Annotated in this window: 14 protein-coding genes; 10 read left to right on the top strand and 4 right to left on the bottom strand. The window is 44.8% G+C overall.

What is annotated here, in order from left to right:
• Positions 1–71: 71 nt before the first annotated feature.
• Together ABD772_RS12970 and ABD772_RS12965 are read left to right on the top strand one after the other, a co-directional pair.
• Positions 72–845 (top strand): HNH endonuclease, encoded by a 774-nt coding sequence (locus tag ABD772_RS12970; RefSeq protein ID WP_345105082.1) that lies wholly within the window; start codon positions 72–74, stop codon positions 843–845.
• A gap of 53 nt (positions 846–898) precedes the next feature.
• Positions 899–1,177 carry a hypothetical protein gene (locus tag ABD772_RS12965; protein WP_345105079.1) on the top strand — a complete coding sequence of 93 codons (279 nt, stop codon included), beginning with the start codon at positions 899–901 and terminating at the stop codon, positions 1,175–1,177.
• A gap of 402 nt (positions 1,178–1,579) precedes the next feature.
• On the opposite strand, the gene ABD772_RS12960 is transcribed toward ABD772_RS12965, so the two are convergent.
• Positions 1,580–2,158: a PAS domain-containing protein gene (locus ABD772_RS12960; protein ID WP_345105077.1), complete on the bottom strand. Its 579-nt coding sequence runs from the start codon at positions 2,156–2,158 to the stop codon at positions 1,580–1,582.
• Between the two features lie 276 nt (positions 2,159–2,434).
• On the opposite strand from ABD772_RS12960, the gene ABD772_RS12955 reads away from it, so the two are divergent.
• The 4 genes from ABD772_RS12955 to ABD772_RS12940 all read left to right on the top strand — a co-directional run bounded on the left by ABD772_RS12955 (position 2,435) and on the right by ABD772_RS12940 (position 6,248).
• Positions 2,435–3,898, top strand: coding sequence for a hypothetical protein (locus tag ABD772_RS12955; RefSeq protein WP_345105075.1), 1,464 nt, complete (start codon positions 2,435–2,437; stop codon positions 3,896–3,898).
• A 218-nt stretch (positions 3,899–4,116) separates the two neighbouring features.
• Entirely contained in the window at positions 4,117–5,205 is a 1,089-nt protein-coding gene (locus ABD772_RS12950; protein WP_345105072.1) for an Mrp/NBP35 family ATP-binding protein, read from the top strand.
• A 24-nt stretch (positions 5,206–5,229) separates the two neighbouring features.
• Complete coding sequence (locus tag ABD772_RS12945; RefSeq protein WP_345105069.1) at positions 5,230–5,508, top strand: NifU family protein; 279 nt, start codon at positions 5,230–5,232, stop codon at positions 5,506–5,508.
• 110 nt (positions 5,509–5,618) lie between these two features.
• A complete protein-coding gene (locus tag ABD772_RS12940; RefSeq protein ID WP_345105067.1) occupies positions 5,619–6,248 on the top strand; it encodes a peptidase associated/transthyretin-like domain-containing protein in 630 nt (209 codons plus the stop codon).
• A 76-nt stretch (positions 6,249–6,324) separates the two neighbouring features.
• On the opposite strand, the gene def is transcribed toward ABD772_RS12940, so the two are convergent.
• Both def and ABD772_RS12930 read right to left on the bottom strand, forming a co-directional pair.
• Positions 6,325–6,897 carry a peptide deformylase gene (gene def, locus ABD772_RS12935; protein WP_345105064.1) on the bottom strand — a complete coding sequence of 191 codons (573 nt, stop codon included), beginning with the start codon at positions 6,895–6,897 and terminating at the stop codon, positions 6,325–6,327.
• A gap of 119 nt (positions 6,898–7,016) precedes the next feature.
• On the bottom strand, positions 7,017–8,246 hold the full coding sequence (locus tag ABD772_RS12930) for a M16 family metallopeptidase (RefSeq protein WP_345105585.1): 1,230 nt from the start codon (positions 8,244–8,246) through the stop codon (positions 7,017–7,019).
• A gap of 132 nt (positions 8,247–8,378) precedes the next feature.
• Between ABD772_RS12930 and hpt the strand changes: the two genes are divergently transcribed.
• Positions 8,379–8,918 carry a hypoxanthine phosphoribosyltransferase gene (hpt, locus tag ABD772_RS12925; protein WP_345105062.1) on the top strand — a complete coding sequence of 180 codons (540 nt, stop codon included), beginning with the start codon at positions 8,379–8,381 and terminating at the stop codon, positions 8,916–8,918.
• A 100-nt stretch (positions 8,919–9,018) separates the two neighbouring features.
• Here hpt and mfd read toward each other — a convergent pair whose 3' ends face one another.
• Positions 9,019–12,369: a transcription-repair coupling factor gene (gene mfd, locus ABD772_RS12920; RefSeq protein ID WP_345105059.1), complete on the bottom strand. Its 3,351-nt coding sequence runs from the start codon at positions 12,367–12,369 to the stop codon at positions 9,019–9,021.
• Positions 12,370–12,614: 245 nt separating this feature from the next.
• Between mfd and ABD772_RS12915 the strand changes: the two genes are divergently transcribed.
• The 3 genes from ABD772_RS12915 to ABD772_RS12905 all read left to right on the top strand — a co-directional run bounded on the left by ABD772_RS12915 (position 12,615) and on the right by ABD772_RS12905 (position 13,862).
• Positions 12,615–13,025 carry a DUF4199 domain-containing protein gene (locus tag ABD772_RS12915; RefSeq protein ID WP_345105056.1) on the top strand — a complete coding sequence of 137 codons (411 nt, stop codon included), beginning with the start codon at positions 12,615–12,617 and terminating at the stop codon, positions 13,023–13,025.
• Positions 13,018–13,317: a DUF2752 domain-containing protein gene (locus ABD772_RS12910; protein WP_345105053.1), complete on the top strand. Its 300-nt coding sequence runs from the start codon at positions 13,018–13,020 to the stop codon at positions 13,315–13,317. Before ABD772_RS12915 ends, ABD772_RS12910 begins: the two co-directional genes overlap by 8 nt.
• Positions 13,318–13,499: 182 nt before the next feature.
• Positions 13,500–13,862, top strand: coding sequence for a TM2 domain-containing protein (locus ABD772_RS12905; protein WP_345105050.1), 363 nt, complete (start codon positions 13,500–13,502; stop codon positions 13,860–13,862).
• Positions 13,863–13,963 lie beyond the last annotated feature (101 nt).

The raw sequence follows: 13,963 nt of genomic DNA, 5'->3' as shown, positions 1-13,963 counted from the left end.
CGCTTGTTTGTCAATGAATGTTTAAATATCAACTGCAAACATGTACTTTTAGAGGTAGAATAAACCGCATAATGAAAGAAGGCCAAAGTTTATGGACCAAAGAAGAGGCTGTTCTAGCCATAAACCTCTATTGCAAAATCCCATTTGGCCAGATGCATTCGCGCAATAAAGATGTGATCGAATTATCTACGTTGATAAATCGAAGTCCCTCAGCCATTGCCAGAAAATTAGGAAACTTTGCCAGCCTCGACCCTAAGTTGCGTGAACGCGGCATCAAAGGATTGGAGAACATCAGCAAATTAGATACGCAGGTGTGGCATGAATACATGCAAAATTGGGATGAGGAGTTTATTGAAGGTGAAAAGCTGCTGGCTAAAAAGAAACAAACTACCATTGAACAACTCAACAACGTCGACTTAGAAAACCTGAAAGACGTTGAAGGCAAGGAGCGCGAACGTTTAGTAAAAGTGCGCGTCAACCAATCGTTGTTCCGAAAAATTGTATTGACTAATTTCAATAATCAGTGCTGCATCACCGGCATTGATGTGCCGGAGTTGATCGTCGCCAGCCACATTTTGCCCTGGAGCGCAGATGCCGGGAATCGCCTTAACCCAAAGAACGGATTGGCGTTAAACACATTACATGATAGGGCTTTTGATTGCGGCTTGATTACGGTGACCGAAGATTTAAAGATCAAGGTCTCTCCGAAACTTTATAAAGGCAAGGATGTTGAGAGCATCCAGCAAAATTTTATCGCTTACGATGGCAAGGCATTAATTGAACCAAAAAAGTTTTCGCCAGATGTAGCGTTTTTGAGAGTGCACAATCAACGGTTTAAATCGTAAAGTTCACTTATTTCCGATTGACCGCTATATACGGTCTGGCTAACTTAGCCCAGATGGCTAACATCAAATTTTCGTACCTGTATCGTGATAGTGGCAACTACAAAAAACACGGCTCGGTCGTCTTTACCGACAACGGTGCGAGTTCGTTATTGGACATCGAAAGTTCAATCCGCTTTAAGTTGATTGATGAGTTGTGGTTTTACGCCAACGATTGGCAAGTGCCAACTTTGTTCCCCGACAGTTTTGACCCCTATAATGATCCAACCTGGCATGAATTTGAAAGTGTCAAGTTTACGAATGAGCCGGCAAATTGGGTCGGACCGAGCGTGTAGGTTGCATTGTTCATTCAGCCTCTGGTCGGTGTTATCACCGCACCAACCCAAGGGAACTAACATATCCATAGATTATTAATTATTTAATTTTTCAAAGGTATTAAGATCTCCTTCGGTCGGTTGTCTTCGTTTCTCGCAATGGCGCTGCGGGTCATAATTTCGGCTGATCCAAATACCAACTTAAAAGTCAGGAAACGTGATCCAAACTGATCCACGCAGACGAACAAAATTTTTCAAATAGCTGAAATTCAGAATATTGCCTTTTTGAAGCGATCCAACTGATCCAAATTGATACACATTCGCGCGTGGATCACCGCGTCGGTTGCGTTAGCCTGTACCGGTATGATCAAAGCACGCATCCGGCTCATTACCGGTATTAAATGTCACTGGCCTCACGTACAATCAAGCGTTCTTTTCCTTGACATCGAGCCCCAGGTTCTCCAGGCGGTCGATAGCCTTTACCGCCGCGCCTAAGCTTTTATTCAGGAAATTGGGGTCAATGGTATGTCCTTTTTGTCGCAGTATCTGTAGGGTGCCTTTAATGATGGCGAGCGGCGTACGCCATTCATGATGAAATTGATCTTCTAACGGGGGCAATACCGAAGCTGCCAGCCTTTGTATGCCAATGAGATGCGTAATGGCGCCGTCTGGGCCATGCACCGGAGAAATATTCAGCTCGTTACGGAACGGAGAGCCGTCTTTACGATAATTGCGCAAAGTAACGGTGACGCTCTGTCCGCAACGTACCGCGTCGCGTAGGCGCTCCAGTTCTGTTTGGTCACGGTCGTCGCCCTGCAAAAAGCGGCAGTTTTTGCCTAACACCTCTTCGCGCGGGTAGCCGGTAAGCTGCTCAAAGGCCTCGTTACAAAAAATAATGGGGTGGTCCGGCGCGGTATGATCGGCTATAATAAAACTGGTATTTGTTGCGGCAACGGCATTAGCCAGCAACGTAAGGTCAATATTAGGGGAACTGGTTGACATCTTAAGTTATCTTTAATACTCAAATAAAGTAAATACAGCGGCTTATTCAAATTTGTTTGGCCGTAAACGCAATACTGTTTGCCAATATATTCGTGACAGGAATAGCAAGCTGTAACCCTTCTGACGGTTTGCTTTTGTCTATATTTCAGCACGAATACCCCCCGTCTCGTGTTAGTGATAATAACGCAGACCAATACCGCGGTAACGCCCTTGTGACAATCAAACTAATTTTATGTTTTTTAAATGGCTGGTTGTAGATTAGCGTATACCTTTTAGATGATGCGAAAAATCTACCTTATCCTGTTGTTTGCCCTGTTTTTAGTTGGCACAGCGCGGGCGACGGAACTGGTTAGCACCGACAGCTTGCTAACTATCCTGAAACAAAAAGACGGGCCGCAAAAAGACAAACAACTGATCTTGTCTATCCGCTATTATTTCGGCGGACGCCTGCCCAGGAACTTGCCCGCGGCCAAAAAAAGCCTGGATAGTTTATTGACTGTTTTCGCGGTACCAGACGCAGAGGCGGTACGCTTGTTTGCCGAAACCATGTACCGGATGGAACAGAAGCAATATATAGCGGCAGAAAAAGTGCTGGTGCGCGCCATTAGGCTTGCTGAACAGAAGGATGATCATTGCCTGCTTTTTGCCTGTTTTACGCAGCTGGCCTTTTTACAAGGCGTTGAAGGTAATGCAACAGAAGCGATAACAAGTTTCAGGCAGGCAAGAAAAGAGGCGGTTACCTTAAACGACGCTTACCTGCAGACGCTGGTTGACATCAATATTTCAGACATTTATCACCGCAATAAGCTATACAATCAGTCGCTGCTATATTTGGACCAGGCGACAGCGCTGATGCGCCGGCAAAAGCTTGGTGAACCTTCATTTACCATGATGATCCTGGCTAATAAGGCCGAAAATTATTTTAGTATGGCCCGGGTAGATTCGCTGGCGAAATACACCAAACTATTACTCGGGCTGAAACTACCTAGTCAGCGATTATATACTTTTCAGCAACGGGGTATTTATACCCTTGAACTGTTGCAGGGGTATTACAGCGATGCGCTCAGACGACTGGCTAAGCTGCAAAAGGACAAGCGTTACAATTATGACGAAACGGATGAAAAAAACCGGGCTACCATGCTTTTTCGTAGCGGACAGATTGATTCCGCACGTGTTGTAGCTCGGCGCCTTATTGCCGATTCTGCCTTGCAAAACCACCCGGAAGAGACGCTGCCATTATATGAAATGCTGGCCCGCATTGCCGCGGCCAATTCAGAGAATGATCTGGCTATCCAGTATTTTGACAAGTCGCTGCAACAAGCTAAGATGCAAATTACCCGCCTTGTGGCTGTAGACCCTATTGCCGCAGGTTTAAGACTGGATGAGATGCAAAATGGTTATGTAAGGCGCGAGGAGGGCTTTAAGCGCGAGCGCTTATGGCTTATTTTCAGCATGGTTACCATTACGCTGGTGCTGGTGGTCGGGGCGATGTTATATCGCAACATCCGCCAGAAAAGGGAGCTCGAAAAACTGCTTTTTGAAACTAAGCGAAATGAGTTGTCTTTTATTAACTCGCACGAGATACGACGGCATCTCTCCAATATACTGGGTATCATTGACACCATAAGCAATAGCGACGACAAATATCAAAGTTATGTAGAGGCCGAGAGGCATTTACTTAAAGCTGCCAAAGACCTTGATAACAGTATTCTGTACATAGCCGATAAACTGAACGATTAATGTAGTGACAAGCATCAGGTTGCTGGATGACACCTGCCAACGCGGCGGAGATTTAATTTTGTCGTTCTAAAGAATGTTATACGTGGACATGAACGCCCAAGCCTATCCTGGACAAGCTTATTAGGATAGGCCTATTGAAGCTCCCGCCCACCAAAAAACCAAACTATCATGACAAACCTTGCTTGGCTATTTAGTAGCTTTGCTATTCATAACGCGCTATGACCATTACTAAAGAACAAGTACTGCAAGCTTTGAGCAATGTCGAAGAGCCGGATCTGAAAAAGGACCTGGTGACACTGAACATGATCCAGGATATCGTGATCGATGGGAATCGCCTTAGTTTTTCGGTTATTCTGACTACGCCGGCTTGTCCGCTAAAGGCTTTGATCGAGAATGCCTGCCGCAATGCCATCAGCCATTTTATCAGCAAGGATATCGAGGTGACGGTCAATATGACGTCGCGAGTTACTACGCAGAAGAACACCGGCGTGCCGGGGGTTAAAAATATTATCGCCGTGGCGTCGGGCAAGGGCGGCGTGGGTAAGAGTACCGTGTCGGTCAACCTGGCGCTGGGGCTTGCTAAAAGCGGCGCTAAGGTAGGTTTGATCGATGCCGACATCTACGGCCCGAGCATCCCCATTATGTTCGGCCTGGAAGGGGCGCGGCCTCTGGCCAGCCAGGTGAACGGCAAGACACGTATTGAGCCTATTGAAAAGTATGGTATCAAGCTGCTGTCGATTGGCTTTTTTACAGACCCTAATCAACCCGTGCCATGGCGTGGGCCAATGGTGTCGACCGCCGTTAAGCAGCTATTTAATGATGCCGACTGGGGCGAGCTGGACTACCTGGTAGTAGATTTACCACCCGGAACCGGCGACATCCATATTACCATTACCCAAACCTTCCCGGTAACAGGCGCGGTTATCGTAACCACACCGCAGGCCGTAGCACTGGCCGACGCGAAGAAAGGTATCGGTATGTTTTTGATGGAGAGCATCAATGTGCCCTTACTGGGCATTGTAGAAAATATGGCCTACTTTACCCCTGCCGAGCTGCCTGAGAACAAGTATTATATTTTTGGCCAGGGCGGCGGCAAGAAACTGGCTGAGCAACTGGAGGTGCCTTTTTTGGGCGAAATTCCGCTGGTTAAAGGCATCAGCGACAGTGGCGATGCCGGTAAACCCATTGTACTGAGCGAAGAACATGAGCTGATGGTTGATGCTTTTACCGAAATGGCCAACCGAGTGGCACAGCAGGTATCTATCAATAATGCGCAGGTATTACGTGGAGATATTATAAATAATTAATAACTTTACTATAAATATATAAAAATGAGTTTATTAGAGAGGGTTGAAGCAGCGTTAGATTCCATTCGTCCGTACCTGGAGACAGACGGTGGTAATGTGTCGATTGAGGAGATTACACCCGACAACGTAGTTAAGTTAAAGTTATTGGGCTCATGCGGTTCTTGCCCTATGAGCATCATGACCCTTAAAGCGGGGATTGAAGGCGCCATTCAAAAAGCAGTACCCGAGATTACCGCAGTTGAGGCTATTAACCTAACCGATATTGACGACCCCGACGCCGTGCTTCCTGAAAACATGCGCTAATTGTTAAGTATTGTTAAATGCGCCCTCTGCGCAGCGGCAATACCATTTGGTTTAAAAACTAAAAACTATTTTTACCCGTTGAAAGTAATTATAGGATAGATTACGGCACAATGAAATACCTTTTTAGCTTACTATTGTTATGTTGCACCGCAGCGGTTTTTGCACAACAAACCGAGCGCCCTTTAGTGCAGTTTAGCGGTATTACGCGTAATGCCGATAGTGCGAAGCTTGTTATAGTACCTTATGTGAGCGTAAAAAACGTTAGCACCAACAAACAGGTATTTATAAGCGACTTTGAAGGTTATTTTTCATTTGTGGCGCATGAGCGCGATACACTGACATTCTCGAGTGTGGGCTATTTCCCCGTAACTATTGTAGTGCCGGAAAATGTGCCCAATCATAGCCTGGTAACTAATGTGCTGCTGAAACCGCAAATTTTCAACCTGCCCGCCGTCAGGGTATTCCCATGGGCAACGGCCGATGAGTTTAAACGCGATTTTCTGGCGATGAAGATCGCCGATGATGACCTGGAGATCATCCGCAAAAACTTAAACCCAAAAACCATCAAGGAGGCGGGTGCAACCTATCCCCATACCGTGTATGAAAGCATCAATGCACAAGAGATGCATAACAACATCGTCAACTCGCACTCTATTACCAACCCCTTGCTTAACCCATTTGCCTGGGGTAGCCTGATCAAAGATATCGCCGCCGGCGATAAATCTAACGCTTCGAATTAAGTCGGAGCGCTTAGTCTTAGTGCTAAGTCGGTTTATTCAAGACTCAGAACTCACGGCTACTGACTTAAACTCTAAACTAACGTCCTTTTTTAACTGCCGGGAATTTCATCTTATAATCAACATCCACCAGGCCTCTTGAAATATCGTTCAGTCGTTTTTCAAGTAACCGTTTACGCAATGGGCTCAATTTGTCAGTAAACAGTTTACCCTCAATATGGTCATACTCATGCTGAATGATGCGGGCAGCCATGCCAGAGAAGGTTTCTTCGTGGTGATGCCAGTTCTCGTCGTAGTAAGATATTTTAATGGTCGCTTTGCGGCTTACATCTTCGCGGATATCCGGAATGCTCAGGCAGCCTTCGTTAAACGACCATTCTTTGCCGCTCTCTTCCAAAATGCAGGCATTAATAAATACTTTTTTGAAATCCTTAAGCTCAGGCTCGTCGTCGTCAAATACCGAAGCATCAACCACAAACAAACGCATAGACAAGCCAACCTGTGGGGCAGCCAGGCCAACACCACGTGCAGCATACATGGTTTCAAACATATCGTCGCACAGTTGCTTGATATGCGGATATTCTGCAGGTTCAATAGCTGTTGCTTTTTTTCTTAAAACCGGGTCGCCGTAGGCTATTATAGGTAATTTCATGCTTGCAAAAATACGCTTTTATTTTTTCGGATAAAACTCTGTAACATCGAATGCCGATTAATGAATCATGAAGCACTTCGATGTCGGCATTCTAAATTCATGATTCGATATTTCTAGTATTACTGCTTAGGCTCAAATAGCAAGGTCATCATTTTACTTTCGTCAAATATCTCATTGCTTATCTCCAGCAATTGCGATGCCGTTACATTGTTGATCTTCTCGAATAATTGCGGCAGCGTATCCACGTAATTGAAATCGACCAAACTTTTAGCCATGGATATGATCAGGCTCATGCGGTTCTCTTCGGCCAGGGCTATTTGGCCAATGAATTTCTGTTTGTTTTGATGCAGTGCCAATGTGCTCAGTTTCTGCTCTCGTAGTTTCTTGAGCTCTTTATGCACCAGCCGTGCGGCTTTGTCTGCTTTCTCCGCATCGGTACCAAAGTAGATGGAAAATATCCCGGTATCGGTCAAGGCAGTATAATTCGACTCAATGGTGTACGCGATGCCGTACTTCTCGCGTATCTCGAGATTGAGACGATTACTCATGCCCATGCCTCCTAATAAATTATTCAGCAGCAGCAAGCCTGTTTTGTTTCTGTGTGACGATGCATAAGCCGTATTACCTATAACGCAATGGGTTTGCGATATTGGTTTATGAATGATGTGCCTGCCTACAGTTGCTAAAGACGGAGTTACCCTATGTTTATGTGTATAATTAGGCGCTATACCGCCAAAATACTTGTCGCCTAGCTTGCTTACCTTTTTAAAATCATAATCGCCTACAACCGCGAAAATGATCTCATTAGTATTATAATTTGTGGCGATGAATTGCTTCATATCATCGCGACTTAAGCAGCTAACGGTCTCTGTAGTTCCCAGAATGTTTTTTCCTATCGGATGATCTTTGAAAAGCAGTTCTTCAAAATCGTCCATGATAGCTTCTTCCGGCTGATCGAGGTATGAGGCTATTTCGTCCTGGATCACACCACGCTCTTTCTCCAATTCATCTTCAGGGAAAGTAGAATGGAATACAATATCTTCAAACAGATCAATAGTCCGCTCCAGGTACGGATTCAAAAATGAAGCGTGTATACAGGTATACTCTTTCGTTGTATAGGCATTCAGATCAGCCCCAACCAATTCCAGCCGATTCAAGATCTGCGTGGTGCTGCGTCGCTCTGTTTCCTTAAATAATAAGTGCTCTATGAAATGCGCCAGTCCCTCCTGGTTAGGGAGTTCATCGCGTGAGCCGGCATTAATTAATATACACGCATGGGTAACCGTTGAAGGGGCATACTTATACATGATGCGGATGCCGTTAGGGAGAGTATAGAGCTGATATTCCATCATTTGAGGGGACAAAGATAGGGAAATATGCATCACTCAAAGGTGTCCGATTATTTCAATCTGTTAAGGCAAGCAAACGGACGGACACTTTTACTTTGCGATGTTGTTCAATCCGATTATATTAGCTCTACTATGAACGTCAAAATAGCCGACTTAGAGTTCGAGCCCCTTATAGCTGCCGGCGACATACAAACCCGCATCAAAGAAATCGCAGCCGGGCTAAATAAAGATTATGCAGACAAAGCACCGGTATTTGTCGGCGTGCTCAACGGCTGCTTTATGTTTATGGCCGATTTGATGAAAGAGATCACTATACCCTGCGAAGTTGCTTTTACCAAACTCTCGTCATATCACGGTGGTGTAAGCAGTACCCGCCGCATCCGTGATGATTTTGATTTAATGACTGATATTACCAACCGCCATGTCATCCTGATCGAAGACATTGTAGATACCGGCAACACACTTGATTACTTAGTAGCCAAGTTGAGTCACCGTAAACCGGCTTCTATTACCGTTTGCACGTTGCTGCTGAAACCCGACGCACTTGAATATACCATTGAAGAATTAAAGCATGTAGCCTTCCGGATACCTAATGAATTTGTGGTAGGTTATGGGTTGGATTATATGGAGCTGGGCAGGAATTTGAACGGGATTTATAAGCGGGTGGTGTAATATCGTTCTTACCCTCGTGTCCTTGTGAGCGTAGCGTGGCAATCGCGAACATTGCTTCTTTGCGATTGCTTCGTCGTTCCTCCTCGCAATGACAAATTTGTTATACGGCCTCTTCCACCATACCCCCCAACAACTCTACAGCCTCATCAACGGTCTGCACCCCGTCAATACTTAGGCGCAATGTATCTTTCACCTCTTTCAAATTAGTGCGCCGCGGATTAGCCTGCACAAAATTGAGCACATTGCGAAATTGCTGCGACTCATAATATGCTGATTTTTGATTGGCGATGAAATAACCGCATAGAACGCCTTTTTTAAGTGATATCTTTTCAAAGCCAATAGTCTTGCCCATCCATTGCAGTCGCATGGTATTCAGCAAATCGCTTACCTGGGTCGGTATCGGGCCAAAGCGGTCATGTAATTGTTGCTGGAAGGCTTGCAGCTCGGCTTCGTTTTCCAGTTTGGATAGCTCAGAGTACAGGTTATAGCGTTCTGACAGGCTGGTTACATATTCATTCGGGATCAATATCTCCAGGTCTGTATCAATTTGGGTGAAGGTGATATATGAGCGCGTTTTATCTTCTGGGAACAGGCCTTTAAACTCTTCGTCCTTCAGTTCGTGGATGGCTTCGTCCAAGATCTTATGGTACATTTCAAAACCAATCTCAGCAATAAAACCGCTTTGCTCGGCACCCAATAGATTACCGCTGCCCCTAATGTCCAGGTCGCGCATAGCTACGTTGAAGCCGCTGCCCAGATCACTGAACTCTTCAATAGCGCTCAGGCGCTTGCGGGCCTCGTTGGTAAGTGTTGATAATGGCGGGCTCAGTAAATAACAATAAGCCTTTTTATTACTACGACCAACCCGGCCACGCATCTGGTGCAGGTCGCTCAAACCAAACATATGCGCATGGTTTATGATAATGGTATTGGCATTCGGGATATCTAAACCGGCCTCGATGATGGTAGTAGCTACTAATACATCATACTCATGGTTCACAAACTTAAGCATCACGTCTTCCAATGCATCGCCCTCCAGCTGGCCATGAGCTATACCCACCCGAGCACCCGGAACTAACTTATGGATCATCCCTCCCAATTGAGGCAAATCCTGAACGCGATTATGAATGAAGAATACCTGTCCGCCACGGTCAATCTCGTAAGCCACTGCTTCTTTGATCAGTTTATCATTAAACACATGTAGCTCTGTAACTACCGGCTGGCGGTTTGGGGGTGGTGTAGATATGATAGACAAATCCCTGGCACCCATCAGCGAGAAATGCAGCGTACGTGGTATCGGCGTCGCAGTCAGGGTCAGCGTATCCACGTTAGCACGCATTTGTTTCAGCTTTTCTTTGGTACTTACACCAAATTTCTGCTCCTCATCAATGATCATAAGCCCCAGATCTTTAAACTTGACGTCTTTGCTCACCAACCGATGCGTACCAATGATAATATCTACCTTACCTTCTTTCAGCTTTTCTAAGGTTTCCTTGATCTGCTTGCTCGATTTGAAGCGGTTGACATAATCTATATTACAAGGAAAGCCTTTCAACCTGTCGCTAAAAGTTTTAAAGTGCTGAGCAGCCAGGATGGTCGTCGGCACCAGGATGGCTACTTGTTTGCTATCAGCAACTGCTTTAAAAGCAGCACGTACAGCAACTTCGGTCTTGCCAAAACCCACGTCGCCACAAATCAGGCGATCCATAGGGTGTGGCGACTCCATATCGCGCTTAAAATCGGCGGTGGCTTTTTCCTGATCAGGGGTATCTTCGTAAATAAACGAAGCTTCAAGCTCGGTTTGTAGATAACTGTCCGGCGAAAAAGCGTTACCCTCCTGCGATTTGCGCAGTGCGTAAAGCTTGATCAGATCGCGGGCTATATCTTTAACTTTTTTTTTTGTTGTTTTCTTCAGCTTCTCCCAGGCGTCGGTACCTAATTTATTCATTTTAGGTATGGTGCCTTCTTTACCGCTGTACTTCGAGATACGGTTAAGCGAATTGATATTGACATACAGTAAATCGTTATCCGCATAAATCAGGCGGATCATTTCTTGCTGCTTGCCTGCCACCTCCACTTTCTCCAGTCCGGCGTATTTGCCTATGCCGTGATCGATGTGCGTAACGTAGTCGCCGGGTTTAAGTTCACGCAATTCTTTTAAGGTGATGGCTTGTGAGCGCTGATAGCCTTTTTTGAGTTTGTATTTGTAGTAGCGGTCAAATATTTGATGATCGGTATAGCAGGCAAGGTTCTGCTCGCGGTCTATAAACCCTTCGCGAATAGATATGCTGATCGGGGTAAATTTTACCGATCTGTCCAAATCGTCCAGAATAGCATAAAGCCGCTCAACCTGTCGGGCCGAATCGGTCAGGATATAATTCTCGATCTTCTCCGCCTCGTTATTTTTGAAATTATGAATGAGCAGCGTAAAGTCTTTATTGAACGACGGCTGCGGGCGCATGTCGAAGTTGATAACAGCATCGGCCTGGTAAAAGAACTGCTTACCAAACTCAACCACGGCGAAATCATGTAACTGGTCGGCAATTAGTTTTTCGTCGGTGAATCCAAATTTAGGGTCTATCCAATCCGGGTTTCGATTCTTTTCATCGGCCGACAGCGCATTCCACAATTGGGTTGCTTTTTTATAGCCCGACTTAATGATATCAAAGGTAAACTGTACATCCTTTATCCATACCTGAGTATCTGCATCTATATATTCTAATAACGAGATATTGCTTTCAGTCAGGAATTTAGATTGAACATTAGGAACGATGGTGATGCTTTTGACTTGCTCGACCGACAGCTGGCTTTCAATCTCAAAAGTGCGGATAGATTCGATCACATCGCCAAAAAACTCGACCCTGTAAGGCAGATCGTGCGAAAAGGAGAAGATATCGACAATGCCGCCACGAATAGAAAACTGTCCCGGCTCATAAACGAAATCTACGCGGTCAAAATCATAATCAACTAAAAACTCGTTGATAAAATCGATGCTAAGCTTATTGCCAACCGATATCTCTAATGTGTTTTTTTCCAGCGATGCACGATCGATCACCTTTTCGGCTAAAGCCTCAGGATAAGTTACGATGAGCTGGCCAAAGTCTGACGGATGATTCAACTCGTTTAATACCTCGGCGCGCGCTAAAACATTGCTGCTATCGGGCTGGGTAAATTCAAATGGCTTGCGGTATGATGACGGAAAAAGCAGCACTTCTTTACCGGTCAGGTTTTCCAGATCAGCCTGGAAATAACCGGCTTCTTCACGCTCGGGCAGCACAAAAACCATGTGCTTATGCTGTAAAAAATACAATGCTACCGCCAGGGTTGCATCGCCCGACCCAACCAAACCACGGAGCTGTATTCTTGGATTTTTTGACGCATTCAGAGCCGTAGCAAGCGCCTTTATCCTGTCATCAGCTTTATATCTTTCTAATATATCACGGATGTTCAAAACTGTGCAAAGATAGCTAAAATAGCGGTTTATTTAGCCGCCATCTTATTTACAGTATTTCATTAGTTTTGTTTGTCATCAATACCCAACATAGCAAATTTTCGACGCAGTTATTCCTAAAAATATCACCTTTCCGAAAACAAAATCAGTATCTTAATACTTTTTATGATAGTTTAACGACGTATGATATCATTGCTGCGTATTTAAATTAGACTCACAACTTTTTAACCTAATACTTAAATAAGATGAAAAACGCATTGATATGGGGCTTTGTAATTGGCGTGCTTAGCGCAGCCTGGTTATTTATCACTCACGCTCTGGGTTATGATACCTATGATGATAAAACAGCTCCTTTTGAATATCTCTCTATTTTAATACCCATCATAGGTTTATTACTCGGCATAAAAAGCTATCGCGACATTGATTTGGGCGGGCAAATGGGTTTCCTGGAAGCTTTGGTACAAAGCTTTAAGATATTATTATTTGGTGGCATACTAGCCGTATTTGTAGCCATAGTATACATTAACTATATACAACAAAACGACGGCAACTTTATGGCCTTCTCTGGCCGTATGTTTGGTGCCTTGCTGGTTGGTTTATTGTCGGCATTAGGTGTATCTTTGGTACTTGCCAACAAATCCAACAAAGTTGATTAAATTTTTAAAAAACAATTTAGAACTTCTTTTCTGGATAGCCGCCATTATTGCATTGGCGGTTGCCGACCCATCGTCCAAGTCGCAATACACACTGTGCCCATTTAAGCTAATGGGCATAACCTGGTGCCCCGGCTGCGGTATCGGGCATGCCATATCATGGCTGCTACACGGCAATTTAACTAATTCCTGGCACGCGCATTGGCTTGGAGTTCCGGCTTTGGCTATGATTGGATACAGGATAGTTTCATTAGCAGCCCTCTCTAAATCCTCCCCGGTAGTGGAGACTTTTTAATGTCGCCCTTAAGTTTTAAGGTCCACCCTACCGGGGAGGATTCACCGGCGGGCGTTCACCGCCATATTTCCTTTACTTACCGATTTGTTTCGCGTCCCTGCCCATTTTGCGTTGGCTGATTTTTAATCCTATATTAGTTTTGGATCATAAACAATTAACAATCACTAAAAAAACTAAACATTATGGATTTCCAAAACAACCCTTATATGAGCCTTTCAGGTATTAGCGCCGAAGAATTAAGCATGTTACAGCAAGGTACCGCCGGCCTTACTGACGATCAGAAAAAACATTTCTTCATGATTTATTCAAGTAAACGCAGAACACCGCAGGAAGTGTTGATCTACACCTTGTTAGGTTTCGGTTTTGTTGCAGGTGTACAGCGCTTTATGTTAGGTCAGATAGGTATGGGCCTGTTATTCTTTTTCACCGGTGGATTTTGCCTGATAGGTACTATCATCGACCTGGTAAACCATAAAAAACTGGCCTTGGAGTACAATCAAAAAATGGCTTTTGAAAGCTTTCAACTGTCAAAGTTTGGTAACTGATATTACGTAGAGGTTTATTGATATTGCCTCGACCTATCATACATCACTCAAGAGGGTGTGGAGACGCAAAAGACATTTGCGTCTTTGCGCGTTTATAGGTT

It is taken from the genome of Mucilaginibacter panaciglaebae (genome assembly GCF_039539265.1).
Classification (GTDB): Bacteria; Bacteroidota; Bacteroidia; order Sphingobacteriales; family Sphingobacteriaceae; genus Mucilaginibacter; species Mucilaginibacter panaciglaebae.
Note: the sequence above shows the minus strand (reverse complement) of the source record. Positions and strands in the feature narration are given on the sequence as shown.